We start from the raw sequence: 20,183 nt of genomic DNA, 5'->3' as shown, positions 1-20,183 counted from the left end.
ATGAAGGATTTTGAGCTGTCTAGCCTTTCAAAGCATCAATCTGCCGGAGATGCGCTACGGATTTCGCAGGCGGAGGGTTCCCTTCCATCCTCGGGGATCTCTCTTCCCAGCATGCGCTCGGCCGTACCCCGGTGCAGCCCGGCGGCCGCCGGGTCGCCCAGCCGGTCCAGCGTGTCGGCCAGCCTGAGCTGCAACGCGGCCAGCAGCCGCACATCACGCGCCCGCCGGGCCCACTCCACCGCCTCCCGGCAGGTGTGCAGCGACGCGTCGGGGTGGCCCGCGTACTCCTGGACACGGGCCAGCTCGCTCAGCGCCCGCGCGTGGGAGGCGACGTCGCCCGCCTTGCGGTACCCGGCGACGGCGGAGCGCCAGTTGCGCAGCGCCTCCCCGTAGCGGCCCGCGTAGGTGTGCGCGGCCGCGACGCGTCCGTACAGCCGGGCGGCGTCCAGCCGCTCGGCGCGCGCCAGCCGCGCGCCGAGCGCCCGGCCGAACCAGTCGGCGGCCCGCTGCCAGTCCCCCAGTTCCTGGTAGGCGCCGCCGACGGATTCCATCGCCCGGCAGGTGGCGTACGGGTCGTTCGCGGTCCGCGCCACGTCCAGCGCCTCGCGGTAGCGGGCCAGCGCCTGCCGGGTGCGTCCCGTGGCGGCGTCCAGGTCCGCGAGGTTCAGCAGCGCGGCGGCCTGCTCGCGCCGCAGGTCGCACCGGGTCGCCACATCCAGGACCAGCTGGTGGACGCCGTACAGCTCGGGTGCGGCGGCCTCGGTGCCGCGGTGCGCGACCAGGGCCCTGGTGAGCGCGGCCATCAGCCGTCTGGCCAGGGTGTCGAGTTCGCCGTCGGCCACCGCGAGCCGGGCCGAGGCGAACAGCGCGGCCTTACGGTCGGCGAGCCACGCCGCGCCCGCCGCGGGGGTGGCGAAGCGCAGCGAGCGGGGCAGTCCGGCGAGCCGCTTGCGGGCCGGTGAGCCGTCCGGCTCGGTGACCGCCCGGCAGGACTGCAGCAGCCGCACCGTACGCTCCAGCATCCGGGCGCGGGCCAGCTGGAGCTCGGCCGGGCGGTCCGCCGCTTCGGACAGCGCGCGCAGGGCCGGCAGCAGGCAGCCGGGCACCTCATACTGCGGCAGTTCCGGGTCCGCGCCGCCGCGCCGCGTGGCACGGGGCGGATCCAGGGGGCGCAGCATCCCGCGCGCCGTCAGGTCGTCCAGCGTGACCCGTGCGGCCGATACGGAGCACCCGGCCAGCGCGGACGCGGTGTGCGGGTCGGCGATCCCGGCGGGGGCCAGCGCGAGCAGGCGCAGTATCCGCGCGGCGGGGCGCGGGAGGCCGTCGTAGGCGAAGCGGAAGACCCGTTCCAGGGAGCCGTGCGCACCGGCCGTGCTCTCCGGCAGGTCGCGCAGCTGTTTGGCGAGTTCGGCGACCGAGGCCTTCGGCCTGGCCGCCAGCCAGCCGCCGGCCAGGACCAGCGCGGCGGGCTGGTGGGCGCACTGCTCGGCCAGGCCCTCGGCGGCCCGCGGGTCGCAGGTGATGCGCACCGACCCGGCGAAGCCGCTGAGCAGGGCGCGGGCGGAGGCGGCGTCCAGGCCGCCGAGTGTGCACGGCCGTACGTCGGGGATGCCGGTCAGCGGTCCCTCGGCGGTGGCCACGACAAGGCAGTCCGGCGCGTCCGGCAGCAGCGGGTCGACCTGCTCGGCGTCGGCGGCGCCGTCCAGCAGCAGCACGACCCGGCGTGCGGACAGGGCGTCGCGCAGCTCGCCGGTGAGGTCGTCGACGGCGGCGCCGGGAGTCACCGGGAGGCCCAGCGCGCCGAGGAGTTCCCCGGCGGTGCGCTCGGTGGGGACGCGGGCGCCGGCGGGGTCGGTGAGCCGGGCGCGCAGCACCCCGTCCGGATAGCCGTCCTCGACCTGCCGGGTCAGTTCCCCGGCCAGCGCGGTGCGTCCGGAGCCCGGCCGTCCGGCGATGAGCAGGACACGCGCGCGTGGGCGCTTGCGGCCGGTGAGGGTGTCCAGGCCGGTGCGCGCGATGTCGGCGCGCAGCTCCTTCAACTCCCGGTCCCGCCCGAAGAATCCGGGGATTCCCGAACGGGGATCGGCTCCCGGAGCGGGGCCCTTCGGCACGGACGACTCCGTGTGGGTGTCCACCGCCTGATCCGTCACGGGCCACGCTCCCGTCCGCCTGCGCACCGAGCCCGCCGCGGCTGCGGTCGGGGGGCTTCCGAGCGTAGTTCACGCTCTGCGACGGAACGGGGGGAGCGCGGCGGGCACATCCCTCGATCGGATCAACGGATGGTCATACCGGACATCCCGGAACCGGAAGCCGGGACTCAGCCCCTCAGGCCTCGAAGGGGCGGGCGGGCCACGGCGCGTCAGCCGGGCGCAGCGCGTCCAGGCCGTCGCCGCGCTCCGCGGCCACGAGCGACAGGACGCCCACGACCAGGCAGTTGTTGTGGAGTTCACCGGCGAGCACGCCGCGTACCAGCTCATCCAGCGGCACCCGCGCGAGCTCCATGTCGGCCTCTTCCTCGCTGACGTCGAAGCGCTCGCCCTCGGCTTCCGACAGGTCACGGGCGAGGAAGATCCGTACCGCCTCGTCACAGCCGCCGGGCGTGGTGAACACATCGGTGAGCACCCGCCAGTCCCCGGCCTTGACGTGCGCCTCCTCGTACAGCTCGCGCTGAGCCGCGTGCAGCGGGTTCTCACCGGGCACGTCCAGCAGCCCGGCCGGGATCTCCCAGAGCTTGTGCCGCACCGGGTGCCGGTACTGCTTGAGCACCAGGGCCCGGCCGAGGTCGTCGAGGGCCAGGATGGCCACAGAGCCGGGGTGGACCTGGTAGTCACGGCGGACGACCGTGCCGTCGGGCATGACCACGTCGTCGGTGCGGACGCTGGTCTTGTTCCCGGCGAAGGGCGTGTCACTGGCCGTGACCTGCCACTGCTCGGCGGTGTCCCTGAGCGTCATGAAGAACGTCCTCCTACGCGCGCGTGCGCACGCCACAGACAGCGAAAACCACAGACAGCGAAACCGGGGTACGAGCCGCAAAAGGCCCGTACCCCGGCAACCGTATCCCGCCGGTGCTTCCTACTTCTTGGCACCCTGCTGGCGCTGTACGGCGGCCCTGACCAGGCCCGCGAAGAGCGGATGCGGGCGGGTGGGCCGGGAGCGCAGCTCCGGGTGCGCCTGGGTGGCGACCAGGTACGGGTGCACCTCGCGCGGGTACTCGACGTACTCGACGAGCTTGTTGTCCGGCGAGGTGCCGGAGAAGACCAGGCCCGCCTTCTTCTCCAGCTCGGCGCGGTAAGCGTTGTTGACCTCGTAGCGGTGGCGGTGGCGCTCCTCGACGTACTCCTTGCCGTCGTACACCTCGCGGACGAGGGAGCCGTCGGCGAGCTTCGCCGGGTACATGCCCAGCCGCATGGTGCCGCCCATGTCGCCCTCGCCCGCGACGATGTCGAGCTGCTCGGCCATGGTGGAGATCACCGGGTGTGCGGTGGCCGCGTCGAACTCGGTGGAGTTGGCCTCCGGGATGTCCGCCAGGTTGCGGGCCGCCTCGACGACGATGCACTGCAGACCCAGGCAGAGCCCGAGCAGCGGGATCTTGTTCTCGCGGGCGTAGGTGATCGCGCCGACCTTGCCGTTCACGCCGCGGTCGCCGAAGCCGCCGGGCACGCAGACCGCGTCCACGTCGCCGAGCTGCCGGGCCGCGCCCGCGGGGGTCTTGCAGTCGTCGGACGTGACCCACTTGATCTTGACCCGCGCCCTGTTGGCGAAGCCGCCCGCGCGCAGCGCCTCGGTGACCGACAGGTAGGCGTCGGGCAGGTCGATGTACTTGCCGACCAGGGCGACGGTGACCTCGTGGTTCGGGTTGTGCACCCGGTCCAGCAGGTCGTCCCACTGGGTCCAGTTCACATCGCGGAACGGCAGGTCCAGCTTACGGACGACGTAGGCGTCCAGGCCCTCGGTGTGCAGCACCTTGGGGATGTCGTAGATCGACTTGGCGTCGATCGCGGCGACCACCGCGGCCTCGTCGACGTCGCACATCAGCGAGATCTTGCGCTTGATGGAGGTCGGCACCTCGCGGTCGGCGCGCAGCACGACGGCGTCCGGCTGGATGCCGATGTTCCGCAGCGCGGCCACGCTGTGCTGGGTGGGCTTGGTCTTCAGCTCACCGGACGGGCCGATGTAGGGCAGCAGCGAGATGTGCACCACGAAGACGTTGTCCCGGCCGACCTCGTGCCGGACCTGGCGGACGGTCTCCAGGAACGGCAGCGACTCGATGTCGCCGACGGTGCCGCCGACCTCGGTGATGACCACGTCGACGTCGTCGGTGGCCATCCGCCGGATGCGGTGCTTGATCTCGTTGGTGATGTGCGGGATGACCTGCACGGTGTCGCCGAGGTACTCGCCGCGCCGCTCCTTGGCGATGACCTGCGAGTAGACCTGCCCCGTGGTGACGTTGGCCGAGCCGTCCAGGTCGACGTCGAGGAAGCGCTCGTAGTGGCCGATGTCCAGGTCGGTCTCGGCGCCGTCGTTGGTGACGAACACCTCGCCGTGCTGGAACGGGTTCATGGTGCCGGGGTCGACGTTCAGGTACGGGTCGAGCTTCTGCATGGTGACCCGCAGGCCCCGCGCCTTGAGCAGCGCACCCAGGCTGGAGGCGGTCAGGCCCTTGCCGAGGGAGGAGGCGACACCCCCGGTGACGAAGATGTGCTTGGTCGTCGTGGCTTTGGGCGGCATGGCCAAGAGGGGGCTCCCGTGGTCGCGAGGTGGTGGTGCGTACCGGCGTCCGGCCCGGATTCGGGGGTTGCCGTCGCTGCGGTTCGGGGGCCAGGCTCGATGACTCTTTCGCCCACCGGTCCACGGGCTACCAGGGTATCAGCGACCGAGGGGGGTCGCTTCCCGCCGCCGCCGCACCCGGCCGCGCGGCGGCGCTCCCCGCCTCGCGGCTCCCCCGCCGCGCGGCACCGCCCGCCCGCGCCGCTCACGCCCCGCACCCGGCCGATCACCCGCGGCGCGGGGTTCGCGTACGACGCACCGGGGCCCACCCGTTCGGCGGACAGATATTTGTCGCGACCCTCGCGCGGATCATTAGGGTGCGTCGTATCCTGCTCGGACACTCGCTGCCGAGCCAGGCCGGCCCACGGCACCATCCCCGCCCGAACCGGATCACCCAAGCTCGTCAACGACCCTTGACTGCAACGCAAGCGCCCCGCGGGGCGGACGTGGCCGTTCGACTGGAGATGCACGTGGCCGGGCGCATCGAGGACTACGCACTCATCGGCGATATGCAGACCGCCGCCTTGGTCTGCCGGGACGGCACAGTCGACTGGCTGTGTCTGCCCCGCTTCGACTCACACGCCGTGTTCGCCGGGCTGCTCGGCACCGAGGAGCACGGTTTCTGGCGGCTGGGACCCGCGCACTCGGCGCAGGCCGGGCCGCCCCCCGCCGCCCGCCGCAGCTATCGCGGCGACTCGCTGGTGCTGGAATCGGAGTGGGACACCCCGCGCGGCACGGTCCGGGTGACGGACTTCATGCCGCCACGCGACGGCGCTCCGCAGCTGGTGCGGATCGTGGAGGGCGTCAGCGGACGGGTCCCGATGCGCTCGGCGCTCCGTATGCGCTTCAGTTACGGGCGGATCGTCCCCTGGGTGCACCGGTTCGACGGGCGCACCGTCGCCGTCGCGGGACCGGACTCGGTATGGCTGGACACCTCCGCCGAGACCTACGGCAAGGACCTCACCACCTACGCCGACTTCACCGTCGCGCCCGGCGAACGGCTGGCGTTCACGATCAGCTGGCAGCCCTCGCACCACGAGCCGCCCGCGCTGCCCGAACCCGAGGCGGCGCTGGAGGCGACCGAGGACTTCTGGCGCGAATGGGTCGAGCAGTGCACGTACCACGGCCCCTACCGCGAGGCCGTGATCCGCTCGCTGATCACCCTCAAGGCCCTCACCTACGCGCCGACCGGCGGGATCGTGGCCGCGCCCACCACCTCGCTGCCGGAGGACATCGGCGGCTCCCGGAACTGGGACTACCGCTTCACCTGGCTCAGGGACGCGGCGATCACCCTCTCCTCGCTGCTGCGCACCGGCTACCGCGAAGAGGCCCGCGCCTGGCGCGAGTGGCTGCTGCGGGCGGTCGCGGGCGACCCCGAGAACCTCCAGATCATGTACGGCATCGCGGGCGAACGAGAGCTGGGCGAGACCGAGCTGGACTGGCTGCCCGGATACGAGGGCTCCCAGCCGGTCCGGGCGGGCAACGGCGCCGCCCACCAGCTCCAGCTCGACGTGTACGGCGAGGTCACCGAGGCCCTGCACCTGGCCCATATGACCGGCCTGTCCCGCAACGACTACGCCTCGCTGCTCCAGCTCAAGCTGATCCGCTATCTGGAGACCCACTGGAACCAGCCGGACGAGGGCATCTGGGAGGTGCGCGGACCGCGCCGCCACTTCGTGCACTCCAAGGTGATGGCCTGGGTCGCCGTCGACCGCACCATCCGGCTGATCGAGTCGGGCGACGCCGACGGGCCGCTGGCGAAGTGGCGGGAACTGCGCGACGACATCCACCGGGACGTCTGCGAGAAGGGCTACGACCCGGAGCGCAACACCTTCACCCAGTCCTACGGCTCCAAGGAGCTGGACGCGTCCCTGCTGGTCATCCCGCAGGTGGGCTTTCTGCCGCCGGACGACAAGCGGGTGGTCGGCACCATCGAGGCGATCCAGCGGGAGCTGTCCACGTCCGACGGGTTCGTGCTGCGCTACCCGACGTCCGGTGACGACGCGGGCGTCGACGGCCTCGAAGGGGACGAGGGCGCCTTCCTGGCCTGCTCCTTCTGGCTCGCCGACGACCTGGCGATGATCGGGCGCGTGGACGAGGCCCGTGAGCTCTTCGAGCGGCTGCTCTCGCTCCGCAACGACGTGGGGCTGCTCGCCGAGGAGTGGGACCCGCGCCTGCAGCGCCAGGTGGGGAACTTCCCGCAGGCGTTCAGCCACGTCCCGCTGATCGACACGGCACTGCGGCTGACGGCTTCGGGGGCGTACGGAGGCTGAGGCCACCGCACGCGAACGTCCCGGACGAACCGGAGCGAGATGCTCCGGGAACGGGTGTACGGGTACCGTCCCGCCCATGGACATGCAGGGCGGGATCACCGTGCAACGGGCGCTGGAGCTGCCGGGACTGCGCAGCGGCCTTCCGGAGGTCGTGGCGGGCGCCGACCGGTTGCAGCGCACCGTGCGCTGGGTGCACGCGGGCGAGACACCGAACATCGCGTCCCTGCTCAAGGGCGGCGAACTGCTGCTCAGCACCGGTATCGGGCTCGGCGCCCGGCCCGCCGAGCAGCGTGCCTTCGTGACGAAGCTGGCCGAGCGCCGGATCGCCGCGCTGGTGGTCGAGCTGGGCACCCGGTTCGACCGGCTGCCCGCGGCGATCGTGGACACCGCGCGCGCCACGGGGCTGCCGCTGGTGCAGCTGCACCGCGAGGTGGCCTTTGTGACGGTCACCGAAGAGGTGCACACCGAGATCGTCAACGGCCACTACGCGCTGCTCCAGCAGGCCGAGGAGGTGCACCGGCGGTGCACCCAGGTGCTGCTCGGCGGGGGCGGGGTGCCGCAGGTGCTCGGCACGCTCGCGGACTTCGGCGGCAATCCGGTGTTCCTGGAGACCGCCGACGGGCAGCTCCTGTACGCGGCCGGGCCGGGCGGATCCCCGTCCGCGAGCGCGGGCGCGGGCCTGGGTGCGGGCGCGGGCATGGGCGCGGGTGTGGGCGCGGGTGTGGGTGAGGCCGTCGGCGGTGAGGTCGATCCGCTCCAGGTCTGGGAGGGGCTGCGCGGCAAACGGCCGGAGCGGGGCACCGGGCCGCCCGCGGGCGCGGTGGTCGTCGACGTCCCCGGTGGCGGCCCCGGCACGGGGTCCGTGCGCGCCCGCCTGGTCCAGCTCCCGGTGGCGGCGCCGCTGCTCGCGGTGCACCGCATCGCGGCCGAGCGGGCGGCGGGCATCCTGGCCGTCGTGCTGATGCAGGCCCGCCAGGAGGAGGAGCTGGCGGCACGCGGCCGCGGGGACTTCCTGACCGACCTCGCGGAAGGCCGCTGCACCGCCGACGACGCCCCCGCCCAGGCCAGGGTGCTGGGCTTCAAGCCGGGTGCGGGGCCGCTGCTGCCGATGGTGATGCGGCTCCCCGGCAGCGGAGGCGGCGGAGGCGGCGGGCATGGCGCTGGGGACGGCGGTGACGGCCTGGCGCCCGGCGGCGGCTGGGCGGTGCTGGCCCGTGCGGTCACCGAGGAGCTGGCGGCGGTGGGAGTGCCGGTGCTGGTGGGGGTGCGTCCGGTCGAGGGGCGAGTGCCGCTGCTGCTCGGGCTGCGCTCGGAGTCCGAGCGGGGCGCGGTCGCCGACCGGGTCGCGGCGGCCCTGCGGGCCGGGGCCGAGCGGGCCGGTATCCGGGGGCCCGCGGCGCGGGCGCCGGTCGTGGTGGCCGGGGACGTCGCGGGCGGCTGGGCGGCGGCGGCCGCGGGGCTGCGGCACGCGGCCGAGACGGCGGCCGCGGCGCAGGGGCTCCCGGACCGTCCGTGGTACGACGCGCGGCGCCTGGACACCGACCTGCTGCTGTGGCGGCTGCGCGAGCACCCCGACCTGGCGGCGTTCGTCGGCCGGGCGATCGGTCCGCTGCGCGCGCACGACCGCAGGTCGAAGACCCCGCTGCTGCCGACGCTGGAAACCTATCTCGCGCATGCGGGCCGCAAGGCGGAGACCGCCCGCGAGCTGCATCTGAACCGGCAGACGCTGTACAACCGGCTCGCGCGGATCGCGGAACTGCTCGGCACGGACCTGGACGACCCGCAGACGGTGCTCGCCCTCAGCCTGGCCCTGCGGGCCCGCCGCCACGTGCCGTGACACCGGCCAGGCTCCGGCTGGGGCTGGCTCTGGGCCTGGGCCTGGGCCTGGGCCTGGGCCTGGAGTCAGGGCTGCGCCAGCTCGTCGTACACGCTCAGGATCTGGGCGACCGTCGTGTCCTCGGTCGGCCAGCTCGCCGCCTGGGCCAGGCCCCTGGCCCTGAGCCGCGCCCTGCGCTCCGGGTCGGCGAGCAGCGCGGCCACCGCGTCCGCGAGTGCGTCCGCGTCTCCGTACGGGACCAGTTCGGCCGCGTCCCCCACCAGCTCGGGCACCCCGCCAACCGCGGTGGCGACCAGCGGAACACCCGCGTGCAGCGCCTCGTGGGCGAGCACCGAGCGGGACTCCCAGCGGCTGGGGAGCAGCGCGACATCGGCGGCGGCGAGCAGTTCCGGGATGTCCGCGCGGCGGCCGAGCAGCCGTACGGGGAGGTCTTCGCCCTCGATACGGCGCTGCAGCGCGGCCCGTTCGGGCCCCTCTCCCGCGACGACCAGCAGCGGCGCGGGGTCCAGCCGCCGCCACGCGCGCGTGGCGTCCAGCAGTGTGCCGTATCCACGGTGCCGGTCCAGCGAGCCGACGGCCATGAGCAACGGGCGGTCGACAGCGCCCAGTTCGGCCCTGGCCTTGTGGCCCAGCCGGTCGGGGTCGTCGGGACCGGGGGCGGCCGTGCGGCGGGACACGGGGAACGCGATCGGCGCGAGCCGCGCGTCGCGGGCGCCGCGGCTGCGGGCCCGGGCGACCAGCTCCGACGACGTGCCGAGTACCACGGCCGCGGCCCGCGCGACCCGCCGTTCGAGCAGCCGCAGGACCGGGGCCCTGGCGCCCTCCGCACATCCGCGCGCGTGCCAGGTGACGACCAGCGGGGTACGGCGGCCGTCGGGGCGGGTGGCGCGCCCGGCGAGGGCGAGCGACGCGCGCAGCGCGGCGTGCAGCCCGTGCGCGTGGACGAGGTCGGCGTCCGCGCAGGCAGCGCGCAGCGCGGCCACGGACATCGGGTCGGTGCGGCGCGGCACAGGGGCGAACGTCGCCCCGGCGCCGGTGAAGTCGTAGCGCGCGTCGAGCTCGGGCGGCGCGCACACGGTCGCCCGTACGCCGCGCGCGACCAGCCCCGCGGCGAGCGAGCGGACATGGGCGGTGCTGCCCGCGCTGCCGCCGCCGAGCACCTGCACGGTACGCAACTGCGGCTGGCCTTGCGGTGAGTGGCTGCTCACGTGGCCGGGGCTCCTGAGTCGACGGACGGCTTCGCGGACGGACGCGCTGGGGACGCTTCGGACGGCGGGCGCCGAGCGCACCGCCAAGGATGCCAGCCCGCACAGGCGCTCCGGCACCGCCGACGTGCCGATCGCGTAAGGGAGCGCCCACGACACCCCACCACTTCACCCACACGAGCGACCGCACACCAGTCCACTCACCGCCGCGCTGCCTCCCGCCCATGCCGTCTCCCCCCGTTGTGGGCATACGTTCCTCAGGGCGAGAGAGCACCTCCCATTCGAGCGAAGCCGAGAGTGGGGGAGGGTGAGCACACCCCCCGACCCCGGTGAACCGCTCCGACAGGCCGCAGGGCAACACCCTCCCGTGGCACGGGGCCCTGGGGCACCCGGAGAACAACTACGCGGCGGAGCCGCGCGCCGCGGCCGCGTCGCCGTACACCGCCGCCGCGACCACCCCCGCCGCGTGCACCACGAGCCCCGCCCGCCCGTTGCCCGCGACGACCGCCGCCCCCAGCCCCGCGCCCACCGCATGCGCCCCGGCGTCGCCCAGCATGGTCCGCTCGCCCAGATCGTCCGCGAGCACCGCCGCGACCGCGCCCATCGGGGCCGCCGCGAGCGCGCCGTCCCGCTTCAGCAGCCCCGGCGCGCCGAGCGCCAGCGCGAGCAGCGCCGCACGCCCAGGACGTACGTCCACGAGGTTCACACCGTGCGCGGCGCCCGCGATGACCACACCCGCCAGCACCTTGTCGACCGGCCGTTCCTTGAGCAGCGCGCCCGCGGCGAGACCGGCCGCCCCGATGCCGAGGAGCTTCACCGCGCCGCTGGTCACCTCGCCGCGGCGCAGCGCGCCCAGGTGCGCGCGGAACCCGCGCCGTGGATCGTCGGCGCCCGCGAGGTCGTCGTACGCCCCGCAGGCTCCCGCCGCGGCCACGGCCAGCGCGGCCCCCGCGCGGGCACGGGGCGGCAGGCCGCGCGGGGCGAGCGCCCCGAGCACGCCGCCGACGACGGTCGCGGGCCCGGCGCACAGGTCGACGGTGCGGCCCGCGAAGTTCCTCCGCTCCCAGCGCCCCGAGTCCCCGCGCCCGCGGCGCAGTGCCTCGTACCCGGCGCGGGTCGCCGCGGCGGCGGTGAGCAGCGCGGTCAGACGGCCGCCGGGCGGTCGGCAGTCGGTCATGCTCAGCCGTCCGCTCGGGCCGTCGCCAGGAGTTCCTCCGCGTGCGCGCGGGCCGTCTCGGAGTCCTCCTGGCCCGCGAGCATCCGGGACAGTTCACGGACCCGGTCCTCGCCTTCGAGTACCTGCACCCCGGACCGGGTCACCGAGCCGTCGTGCGTCTTCTCGACGAGCAGCTGCCGGTCGGCGAAGGCCGCCACCTGCGGCAGGTGGGTGACGACGACGACCTGCGCGGACCTGGCGAGGCGGGCGAGGCGGCGGCCCACCTCGACGGCAGCCTTGCCGCCGACGCCCGCGTCGACCTCGTCGAACAGGTACGTCGGCACCGGGTCAGAGCCCGCGAAGACCACCTCCACCGCGAGCATCACGCGGGACAGCTCACCGCCGGACGCGCCCTTGGCGATCGGGCGGGGCGGGGCGCCGGGGTGCGGCGCGAGGAGCAGTTCGACCTCGTCGACGCCGCTGGCGGTGTAGGCGAGGGCGCGGCCCGCGACCTCGATGCCGGAGCCCTCGTCGACGGCCTCCGTCTGGCGGATGTCGACGCTCACGCGCGCGTGCGGCATCGCGAGCGAGGCCAGCTCCGCGGTGACGGCGGCGGCGAACCGTTCGGCGGCCTCGGTGCGGGCGGCGGTCAGGGCGGCCGCGAGTTCGCCCAGTTCCGCGCTGAGGGCCGCGCGTTCGGCGGTCAGCTCGCCGATGCGGTCGTCGTCGCCGTCGAGTTCGGTGAGCCGGGTGGCGCCCCGCTCGGCCCAGGCCAGTACGGCGTCGACGCCCTCGCCTGACGCGTCGTACTTGCGGGTCAGCTGGGTCAGCGCGGCCCGCCGCTCCTCGACCGCGGCCAGGCGCAGCGGATCGGAGTCGAGGTCGTCGGCGTACCCCGCCAGGTCCCCTGCCACGTCGCCCAGCAGGATGCCGATCTCGCCGATCCGGTCGGCGAGCGCGGCCAGCTCCGGGTCGTGCGCGCGTACGGCGTCCAGCGCCCGGTGCGCGCCGCCGACGAGCAGCCCCGCGTCGACGCCCTCCGGGTCCTCGGGGTTCCCGGCGAGCGCGGCGTGCGCGGCCGTGGCGGCGGACGCGAGCGCCTCGGCGTGCCCGAGCCGCTCGGCCTCGGCGGCGAGCTCGGCGTCCTCACCGGCGCGCGGTTCGACCGCCGCGATCTCGTCGAGCCCGAAGCGCAGCAGATCGGCCTCCTGGGCGCGCTCGCGAGCCCGGACGGTCAGCTCGTCGAGTTCGGCCGCCACCGCCCGCAGCCTGCGATAGGCCACCGTGTACTTGGCGAGCGGCGCGGCCACCGGGTCCCCCGCGTACCGGTCGAGCGCCTGCCGCTGGCGGGCGGGTTTGAGCAGGCCCTGCTGGTCGGTCTGGCCGTGTACGGCGACCAGGTCGTCGGCGAGCTCGCCGAGCAGCCCGACCGGCACCGACCGGCCGCCGAGGTGCGCGCGGGAGCGGCCTTCGGCGGAGACCGTGCGGCTGATCAGCAGCGCCCCGTCGTCGAGTTCGGCGCCCGCCTCCTCGGCGCGCAGCACCGCCGAGGCGTCGGCGGGCACGGCGATCCGCCCCTCCACCACCGCCGCCCTGGCGCCGATCCGCACCAGGGCGGGATCCGCGCGTCCGCCGAGCAGCAGCCCGAGGCTGGTGACCACCATCGTCTTGCCCGCACCGGTCTCACCCGTCACGGCGGTGAAACCTGGTGACAGCTCGACGACCGCGTCGTCGATGACTCCGAGCGACCGTATCCGCATCTCCTCCAACACGGACACGACCTTACGAGGTCGGCGCCCCGCATGGCGACGGGCCCCGCCCCGCACGGGCGAAGACGCAGGTGATCAGGGGACACAGCGGACGAACTGTCACCCGCGGGGTGGAACTCCGGCGGCCGTGCCGCTTCCCGCCGCAGCGTCAGCGCCTCAGCCCCCTCTCCTCTGCTGCTCCGTAACCTCAGAGCCCCAGGGAGACAGGGCCTAGGGCTGGTCCGGCGCTCCCCGCCAGCCCGAGACCGGCAGCGCGAACTTGGCCACCAGGCGGTCGGTGAACGACGCGTGGTGCAGCCGGGCCAGCCGGACCGGCACCGCGCCCCGGCGCACCTCCACCCGCGCTCCGGCGGGCAGCTCGACCGCCCGCCTGCCGTCGCACCACAGCACGCCGTGCGGCGTGTGCGGCTGCACCTCGACGGCGAGCACCGAACTCGGCGAGGTCACCAGCGGCTTGGCGAACAGCGCGTGCGCGCTGATCGGCACCATGAGCAGCGCCTCCACCTCGGGCCACACCACGGGACCGCCCGCCGAGAAGGCGTACGCCGTGGACCCGGTCGGGGTCGCGCACACGATGCCGTCGCAGCCGAAGCCGGAGACCGGCCTGCCGTCGATCTCCAGGACGACCTCGAGCATCCGCTCCGGGGACACCTTCTGGACGGCCGCCTCGTTCAGCGCCCAGTCGGTGTGCACCACGCTGCCGTTGTCCCGTACCAGGACGTCGAGGGTCATCCGCTCCTCGACCTCGTACGCGCGCGTGACGACCCGGTCCACGACCTTGTCCAGGTCGTCCCGCTCGGCCTCCGCGAGGAACCCGACCCGGCCGAGGTTGACGCCGAGCATCGGCACCCCGGAGGCGCGCGCGAACTCGGCGCCGCGCAGCAGGGTGCCGTCCCCGCCGAGCACCACGATCAGCTCGCAGCCGTTCAGCACGTCGCCGGTGGCGTCCGGCACCCGCTCGACGCTGGACGGCAACGGCAGGTCGGGGGCCTCCGACTCGAGCACCCGTACCCCGAGGCCGCTGTGCAGCAGCCCCTGTACGACGAGTTCCGCGCTGCGGATGGCGGCCGGGCGTCCGGTGTGCGCGAGCAGGAAGACGGTGCGCGTGCGGTCGGCCGTCGCCTCGGCGGCCGTCGCGTCGGCGGCCAGCGCCTCAGTGGTCGGCCCCTCAGTGGTCAGCGTCGTCGCATCAGTGGTCAACTCGGTCCCTCCGCCACCGCACGGTCGGCGTCCGCCGGGTCGAGTGCGGGTGCCCCGGCCCTGAGCCACAGAAAGTACTCGACATTGCCGGACGGCCCCGGCAGCGGGCTCGCGGTGACGGCCCGCGTCCCGAAGCCCAGGTCCAGGGCCTGACCGGCCACCGTCCGCACGGCCTCGGCGCGCAGTGCGGCGCTGCGCACCACACCGCCGCTCCCGAGCCGCTCCTTGCCCACCTCGAACTGCGGCTTGACCATCAGCACCAGGTCGGCGTCCGGCGCGGCGCAGCGCACCAGGGCGGGCAGCACGAGCCCCAGCGGGATGAAGGACAGGTCGCCGACCACCAGGTCCACCGGCTGGCCGTCGATCGCCTCCAGGGTCAACTCCCGTACGTTGGTACGGTCCTTGACGGTGACCCGGTCATCGCTCCGCAGCGACCAGGCGAGTTGGCCGTAGCCGACGTCCACGGCCACCACATGGGCCGCTCCGGCCCGCAGCAGCACATCGGTGAAGCCCCCGGTCGACGCGCCCGCGTCCAGCGCGCGCCGTCCCTCGACCTTCAGCCCCTGCGGCACGAAGGCGGCGAACGCGCCCGCGAGCTTGTGCCCGCCGCGGGAGACGTAGTCGGGGTCGTCCGCGTCGTCGGCGACCACGATGGCGGCGCCGGTCTCCACCTGGGTCGCGGACTTGGTCGCGGTATTGCCGCCGACGGTCACCCGCCCGGCGGCGATCAGCTGTCCGGCGTGCTCGCGCGACCGCGCCAGCTTGCGGCGGACCAGCTCGGCGTCGAGGCGGCGGCGTGCCACTCCTGCCACGTTCGGTTCAGCTCCTGTCGTCGTACGGGCGGCCGGGGGCGGGTGCCGGAGGACCCTGGCGTGCGTCCAGCGCGGTCAGCGCGTCGCGCAGCCCCCCGTGTACATCCTCGTACACCTCGATGTGCCCGTCCGTGGCGAGGTGGTCGGCGTCCCCGAGGCGCGCTATCCGCGCGTCGACGTCGGCGTTCCCGGTGGCGGTACGGGGAACGCCGAGGGGCCGGGGCCCGGCCGGATGGTAGGTCGTCTGTGCGGCCGGCGGCTCCCCGTCGAGCCCCGGCGTCGTGTCGCTCATGCCCCGACGCTACCGCGAACGGCTGGGGTACCGTCGGTCACGATGGCGACGATGGAGGAGTGCCGCGCCGCACTCGACACACTTTCGGACACCCTGGCCGGGGCCGACGGCGAGGTACGCGGCGTCATCGCCCGAGAGCGTTCGCTCAGCTGCCGTGTCACCGACCTGGACGCCACCTTCGAGGGACGGCTGAAGGACGGCCGGATCGAGCTCACCGGCACGCACAGCGGCCCGCCGCGCGGCAAGGCGCAGATCCGGCTCGCCATGACCAGCGACGACCTGGTCTCGCTGGTCGGCGGTGAGCTGCACTTCGCCAGGGCCTGGGCCTCGGGACGGGTACGGCTGGAAGCCGGGGTCCGGGATCTGCTCCGGCTCAGGTCGCTGCTCTGACCGGTCGCGCCGCGGATGCCGCCCGGACTACCTGCCTCGCCCGGCCCGTCTGCCCCGCCTGACCTGGCGATCTATCCGGCGGTCTGTCAGCGATCTACAGCCCCAGCCGGGCCAGCGGCTTCCCCGCGTCCAGCGTGCAAGCCCCCTCCCCGGCCTGGGTCCACGCCGCCGCGCACAGCGCCCGCAGCCCGTCCATGACCGCGCCGTCGCCGTCGAGCGCGAGCGCGTCATCCCGTACGGACGCGGTCCATCCGCCGCAGGCGAACCCGTCCCCCGCCGCGGACACCGGCGGCTGGCCGGTCAGCATGCCGCGCAGATCCGCGTCGACATAGGTCGGCCGGTGCTCGGGCCGTGCGGCCAGCAGCCGGGCGGCGTCCGTCACCCCGGTCAGCACGAGCAGCGAGTCGACCTCGCCGTTGAAGGCCCCTTCGATATCCGTGTCCAGCCGGTCGCCGACCACCAGCGGCCGCTCGGCCCCGGTCCGCAGGATCGTCTCGCGGTGCATCGGCGGCAACGGCTTGCCCGCCACCTGCGGCTCGGCTCCGGTCGCGATCCGGACGACCTCGACCCCCGCCCCGTTGCCCGGCACGATCCCCCGCGGGCTGGGAACCGTCAGGTCGGTGTTGGACGCGAACCACGGCACCCCGCGCGCGATGGCGACGCACGCCTCGGCGAACCGGCCCCAGGCCAGTTCGAGCCCGCCATACCCCTGCACCACCGCCGCCGGGTCGTCCTCCGCGTACTCCACCGGCACCAGGCCGCGCTCGCGCAGCGCGACCCGCAGCCCCTCGCCCCCGATCACCAGCACCCGCGAACCAGCTGGCACCTGCTCGGCGATCAGCCGGGCCACGGCCTGCGCGGAGTTGATGACCTCCACCGCCTCGGTCGGCACACCCAGCTCGGTTATGTGCGCGGCCACGACGTCCGGCGGCCGGAGCGCGTTGTTCGTGACGTACGCCAGGTGCATGCCACGCTCGCGCGCCGCCAGCAGCGAGTCCACGGCGTGCTCGATCGCATCGCCGCCCGCGTACACCACCCCGTCCAGATCCAGCAGCGCCGTGTCGTAGGCCTCGCTCAGCGCCCGCTCGCTCGCTGCCGGGCTGGTCCTGACGGTTTGGCTCATTTCGTACCGCTCCTCGTTCGCCGCTCTTCCCCCGATCATCTCGTACTCCAGTACCGCACATACGATGCAGTCATGAACTCCACAGGTCCGACAGTCGAAGGTCTGCACCTGATCCCGTTCCGCGGACTGCGCTATGTCCCCGAGCGGGTCAGCAGCCTGGCCGCCGTGACCTCGCCGCCGTACGACGTCGTGGTGCGCCCGGACGGCCTGCACCACCTCGAGTCGGCGGACCCGTACAACATCGTCCGGCTCATCCTCCCGCAGGCCGACACCGCGGCGGCCCGCCGCGAACAGGCCTCGAACACCTTCCACCGCTGGCTGTCCGAAGGCGTGCTCGCCCCCGACCAGGAGCCCGCGCTCTACGTCTACGAGCAGCGCAAGGGCGATCTGCTCCAGCGCGGAATCATCGGAGCGCTCAAGCTCTCCGACGCGGAGGACGGCGTCGTCCTCCCGCACGAGGGCGTGATGCCGCACATCGTCGAGGACCGCGCGGACCTGATGCGTGCCACCGCGGCCAACCTGGAGCCCCTGCTGCTGTCCTACCGCGGCGACGGCGGCACGGCCACCGGCGGCACGGCGGTGGTCGAGCGCGCCGTGCGGCGCGCGCCGCTGCTCGCCACCACCACCGAGGACGGCTACAGCCACCGGCTGTGGGCGGTCACGGACCCCGCCGAGCTGGCCGAGGTCCAGGCCGACCTCGCGCCCCGGCAGGCGCTGATCGCGGACGGCCACCACCGCTGGGCCACCTATCTGCGCCTGCGCTCCGAGCACACCCCGCCCACGCCCTGGGACTTCGGTCTTGTCCTCCTGGTCGACAGCGCGCGCTACCCGCTCCAGGTGCGCGGCATCCACCGTCTGCTGCACCGCCTCCCGGTCGCCGAGGCGCTCGAGGCCGTGTCGGACTGCTTCCGGGTGCGCCGTGTCGCGGGCCCGCTGCCCCAGGCCCTGGAGGCGCTCGCCGAGGCGGCGGCCGCGTCCAACGCCCTCCTGCTGGCGGGCGACGGCGCGTTCCACCTCGTCGACCGCCCGTCCCCCGAACTGCTCGCCCGTACGGTGCCGGACGACCGGCCCGAGGCCTGGCGCACGCTGGACGCGACCGTCCTGCACGCGACGCTCCTGGACCACCTCTGGAAGATCCCGGACGACCCCGAGCACATCGGCTACATCCACGATGCGGCGGCCACCGTCGCCAAGGCGGAGCGCGACGGCGGTACGGCGGTCCTGATGCACGCCGTGGGCGAGGACGTCGTACGCGAGCTGGCCCGCCAGGGCGTCACGATGCCGCGCAAGTCCACGTCCTTCGGCCCGAAACCGGCCACCGGCCTGGTGCTGCGCAGCCTGACTCTCTGACGCGCCCCTGGCTCTGACGGGGCTGAGGAACCGAAGGAGGGGGGCGGGACCGTGTCGCGGTCCCGCCCCCCTCCTCTGCTCATGTCACGCCGTTCAGCCGTTCAGCCGTTCATGCCGTACGGCGTTGGCGCGGTCAGCTCCGGTCATCGTCCTGCCCGCTGTCCTGCCCACTGTCGTGCCCGCTGTCGGCCGTGTGGTCGCCCTCCGCCGGTGCGGCGGCCTCGGCCTCGGCCTCGCCCGTCTCCGCCTCGTCGTCGAAAGCGTCAACGAACTCCACCCCGTCCAGCTCCGCCAGACGGTCGGACGCGTCCGTGGTGCCATCCTTGTCGGCCTCGACGGCCTTCGCGAACCACTCTCGCGCCTCGTCCTCCCGCTCGGCGGCGAGCAGCGCGTCGGCGTAGGCGTACCGCAGGCGCGCGGTCCACGGCTGTACGGAGTTCGACGCGAGCTCGGGGCTCTGCAGCGTCACGATCGCGGCGTCCAGCTGCCCCATGTCGCGCCGGGCTCCGGCGGCGACGAGCCGCATCTCGACCTGTCCCGCCTTGTCCAGCTTCTGGACCTCGGGCGCACCGGCCATGTCGAGGGTCTTCTCGGGCCTTCCGAGCCCCCGCTCGCAGTCCGCCATCAGGGGCCACAGCTCGGCGGACCCGGTCATCCGGCGGGCGGCGCGGAACTCGGCGAGCGCCTCGGCGTACTTCTGCGTGGCGTACGCGGCGAAGCCCGCGGCCTCGCGCACGGCGGCCACCCGCGAGGCGAGTCGCAGCGCGACCTTCGCGTAGCCGTACGCCAGCTCGGGGTCCTCGTCGATGGTCTTGGCGACCATCACCAGGTTCTTGGCGACGTCCTCGGCGAGACCCTTGGGCAGGCTCTGCAGCTCCTGCCGTACGTCACCGTCGATCTCCTCGCCCGTGACGTCCTCCGGGATCGGCAGCCGCTTGATGGGCTCGCGCTCCCGCTCGTCACGACGCGGCCCGCGGTCGCGGTCGTCGCGCCCACCACGGTATCCGCCGCCGGGGCGGCCACGGCTGTCGTCCCTGCGCGGGCCACGGCCCCGGTCGTCCCGGTGGAACCCGCCGCCGCGCCGGTCGTCGTCCCGTCCACGGAAGCCGCCGCGGTCATCGCGCCGCCCGTCACGACGGTCATCACGGCGGTCGTCGCGCCGCTCGTCCCGGCGGTCATCGCGGCGGAAGCCGCCCCGGTCACCACGATCGCCGCGGTCGCGGTCGTCACGGCGGAACCCGCCCCGGCTACCATCCCGCCGGTCGTCGTCCCGCCGGTCGTCCCGTCCACGGAACCCACCACGGTCATCACGTCGGTCATCACGACGGAAGCCGCCCCGGTCATCCTGGCGGTCGTCCCGACGGAAGGCAGGCCGGTCGCCGTCCCGACGGGGACCACGGTCACGGTCATCACGTCCGCGGAACCCGCCCCGGTCACCCTCACGGCGGTCATCGCGCCCACGGAACCCACCACGGTCATCCCGGCGATCGTCACGACGGAAGCCACCGCGGTCATCACGTCGGTCATCCCGGCGGTCGTCACGACGGAAGCCGCCCCGGTCACCACGATCGCCGCGGTCCCGGTCGTCGCGCCGGTAGCCACCCCGGTCACGGTCACGGTCGCGGTCGTCGCGGCGGAAACCACCACGCTCGCCGCGATCGCCGCGCGAGCCATCGCGCCGGTCGTCACGGCGTCCAGGAGCCCCACGGTCACCGTCGCGACGCGGCCCTCCGCGGTATCCGCCCCGGTCGCCACCGTCCCGTCGACGCTGGTCGCGCTCCGGTCGGTCGTCGGGAGAGTTGGTCGACATGGGTGACTCCTGTCTTCGGTACCGCAGTCATTCTTGCGCACCCAGCAACGAGGCGCGCTTCGACAAAACAAAAGGACCCTTGGTCCCAGCGTGAACGCTGGGACCAAGGGTCCTCAAAAATTGTTCGGCGGCGTCCTACTCTCCCACAGGGTCCCCCCTGCAGTACCATCGGCGCTGTAAGGCTTAGCTTCCGGGTTCG

At 74.2% G+C, this 20,183-nt stretch carries 16 protein-coding genes and 1 rRNA gene; 5 read left to right on the top strand and 12 right to left on the bottom strand.

All coding sequences use genetic code 11. The annotated features are described in order from the left end of the window. Positions 1 to 35: 35 nt before the first annotated feature. From ACX6XY_RS09930 to ACX6XY_RS09920, 3 genes are all read right to left on the bottom strand, one after another. Positions 36 to 2,150: a tetratricopeptide repeat protein gene (locus tag ACX6XY_RS09930; RefSeq protein WP_460328282.1), complete on the bottom strand. Its 2,115-nt coding sequence runs from the start codon at positions 2,148 to 2,150 to the stop codon at positions 36 to 38. 175 nt (positions 2,151 to 2,325) lie between these two features. Continuing rightward, on the bottom strand, positions 2,326 to 2,952 hold the full coding sequence (locus ACX6XY_RS09925; RefSeq protein ID WP_460328281.1) for an NUDIX domain-containing protein: 627 nt from the start codon (positions 2,950 to 2,952) through the stop codon (positions 2,326 to 2,328). Between the two features lie 120 nt (positions 2,953 to 3,072). Beyond that, on the bottom strand, positions 3,073 to 4,728 hold the full coding sequence (locus tag ACX6XY_RS09920) for a CTP synthase (RefSeq protein ID WP_460328279.1): 1,656 nt from the start codon (positions 4,726 to 4,728) through the stop codon (positions 3,073 to 3,075). Between the two features lie 509 nt (positions 4,729 to 5,237). On the opposite strand from ACX6XY_RS09920, the gene ACX6XY_RS09915 reads away from it, so the two are divergent. Together ACX6XY_RS09915 and ACX6XY_RS09910 are read left to right on the top strand one after the other, a co-directional pair. Beyond that, entirely contained in the window at positions 5,238 to 7,040 is a 1,803-nt protein-coding gene (locus ACX6XY_RS09915; RefSeq protein ID WP_460328449.1) for a glycoside hydrolase family 15 protein, read from the top strand. A 76-nt stretch (positions 7,041 to 7,116) separates the two neighbouring features. Next, the gene (locus tag ACX6XY_RS09910; RefSeq protein ID WP_460328278.1) at positions 7,117 to 8,877 is read left to right on the top strand and encodes a PucR family transcriptional regulator; all 1,761 of its coding nucleotides are present in this window, start codon (positions 7,117 to 7,119) and stop codon (positions 8,875 to 8,877) included. A 65-nt stretch (positions 8,878 to 8,942) separates the two neighbouring features. Here the strand turns inward: ACX6XY_RS09910 and ACX6XY_RS09905 are convergent, their stop codons facing one another. The 6 genes from ACX6XY_RS09905 to ACX6XY_RS09880 form a co-directional block, all read right to left on the bottom strand. Beyond that, complete coding sequence (locus tag ACX6XY_RS09905) at positions 8,943 to 10,085, bottom strand: glycosyltransferase family 4 protein (RefSeq protein WP_460328277.1); 1,143 nt, start codon at positions 10,083 to 10,085, stop codon at positions 8,943 to 8,945. Between the two features lie 397 nt (positions 10,086 to 10,482). Next, complete coding sequence (locus ACX6XY_RS09900; protein ID WP_460328275.1) at positions 10,483 to 11,259, bottom strand: hypothetical protein; 777 nt, start codon at positions 11,257 to 11,259, stop codon at positions 10,483 to 10,485. Positions 11,260 to 11,261: 2 nt separating this feature from the next. Continuing rightward, a complete protein-coding gene (gene recN / locus ACX6XY_RS09895; protein WP_460328447.1) occupies positions 11,262 to 12,998 on the bottom strand; it encodes a DNA repair protein RecN in 1,737 nt (578 codons plus the stop codon). A gap of 219 nt (positions 12,999 to 13,217) precedes the next feature. Continuing rightward, a complete protein-coding gene (locus tag ACX6XY_RS09890; protein WP_460328445.1) occupies positions 13,218 to 14,156 on the bottom strand; it encodes an NAD kinase in 939 nt (312 codons plus the stop codon). A 47-nt stretch (positions 14,157 to 14,203) separates the two neighbouring features. Beyond that, positions 14,204 to 15,019 (bottom strand): TlyA family RNA methyltransferase, encoded by an 816-nt coding sequence (locus ACX6XY_RS09885; RefSeq protein WP_460328274.1) that lies wholly within the window; start codon positions 15,017 to 15,019, stop codon positions 14,204 to 14,206. A 7-nt stretch (positions 15,020 to 15,026) separates the two neighbouring features. Then, complete coding sequence (locus ACX6XY_RS09880; protein ID WP_460328272.1) at positions 15,027 to 15,311, bottom strand: hypothetical protein; 285 nt, start codon at positions 15,309 to 15,311, stop codon at positions 15,027 to 15,029. A gap of 42 nt (positions 15,312 to 15,353) precedes the next feature. Here ACX6XY_RS09880 and ACX6XY_RS09875 point away from each other — a divergent pair, with 42 nt between their 5' ends. Beyond that, a complete protein-coding gene (locus tag ACX6XY_RS09875; RefSeq protein ID WP_460328270.1) occupies positions 15,354 to 15,701 on the top strand; it encodes a sterol-binding protein in 348 nt (115 codons plus the stop codon). 94 nt (positions 15,702 to 15,795) lie between these two features. Here ACX6XY_RS09875 and ACX6XY_RS09870 read toward each other — a convergent pair whose 3' ends face one another. Beyond that, positions 15,796 to 16,824 (bottom strand): HAD hydrolase-like protein, encoded by a 1,029-nt coding sequence (locus ACX6XY_RS09870; RefSeq protein ID WP_460328269.1) that lies wholly within the window; start codon positions 16,822 to 16,824, stop codon positions 15,796 to 15,798. 72 nt (positions 16,825 to 16,896) lie between these two features. On the opposite strand from ACX6XY_RS09870, the gene ACX6XY_RS09865 reads away from it, so the two are divergent. Beyond that, a complete protein-coding gene (locus ACX6XY_RS09865; protein WP_460328268.1) occupies positions 16,897 to 18,174 on the top strand; it encodes a DUF1015 family protein in 1,278 nt (425 codons plus the stop codon). 133 nt (positions 18,175 to 18,307) lie between these two features. Here ACX6XY_RS09865 and ACX6XY_RS09860 read toward each other — a convergent pair whose 3' ends face one another. Continuing rightward, complete coding sequence (locus ACX6XY_RS09860; protein ID WP_460328443.1) at positions 18,308 to 19,105, bottom strand: hypothetical protein; 798 nt, start codon at positions 19,103 to 19,105, stop codon at positions 18,308 to 18,310. A gap of 132 nt (positions 19,106 to 19,237) precedes the next feature. On the opposite strand from ACX6XY_RS09860, the gene ACX6XY_RS09855 reads away from it, so the two are divergent. After that, positions 19,238 to 19,990, top strand: coding sequence for a hypothetical protein (locus ACX6XY_RS09855; protein ID WP_460328468.1), 753 nt, complete (start codon positions 19,238 to 19,240; stop codon positions 19,988 to 19,990). Positions 19,991 to 20,106: 116 nt separating this feature from the next. Here the strand turns inward: ACX6XY_RS09855 and rrf are convergent. After that, a 5S ribosomal RNA gene (rrf, locus tag ACX6XY_RS09850) occupies positions 20,107 to 20,183 on the bottom strand; the annotation flags it as partial.

The organism is Streptomyces sp. O3, assembly GCF_054788135.1.
Note: the sequence above shows the minus strand (reverse complement) of the source record. Positions and strands in the feature narration are given on the sequence as shown.

Bases quoted from the DNA above. Each gene is read 5' to 3' on its own strand.
- ACX6XY_RS09925 (WP_460328281.1), bottom strand. From the start codon at position 2,952: ATGACGCTCAGGGACACCGCCGAGCAGTGGCAGGTCACGGCCAGTGAC.
- ACX6XY_RS09920 (WP_460328279.1), bottom strand. From the start codon at position 4,728: ATGCCGCCCAAAGCCACGACGACCAAGCACATCTTCGTCACCGGGGGT.
- ACX6XY_RS09910 (WP_460328278.1), top strand. From the start codon at position 7,117: ATGGACATGCAGGGCGGGATCACCGTGCAACGGGCGCTGGAGCTGCCG.
- ACX6XY_RS09900 (WP_460328275.1), bottom strand. From the start codon at position 11,259: ATGACCGACTGCCGACCGCCCGGCGGCCGTCTGACCGCGCTGCTCACC.
- recN (WP_460328447.1), bottom strand. From the start codon at position 12,998: ATGCGGATACGGTCGCTCGGAGTCATCGACGACGCGGTCGTCGAGCTG.
- ACX6XY_RS09880 (WP_460328272.1), bottom strand. From the start codon at position 15,311: ATGAGCGACACGACGCCGGGGCTCGACGGGGAGCCGCCGGCCGCACAG.
- ACX6XY_RS09875 (WP_460328270.1), top strand. From the start codon at position 15,354: ATGGCGACGATGGAGGAGTGCCGCGCCGCACTCGACACACTTTCGGAC.
- ACX6XY_RS09870 (WP_460328269.1), bottom strand. From the start codon at position 16,824: ATGAGCCAAACCGTCAGGACCAGCCCGGCAGCGAGCGAGCGGGCGCTG.
- ACX6XY_RS09865 (WP_460328268.1), top strand. From the start codon at position 16,897: ATGAACTCCACAGGTCCGACAGTCGAAGGTCTGCACCTGATCCCGTTC.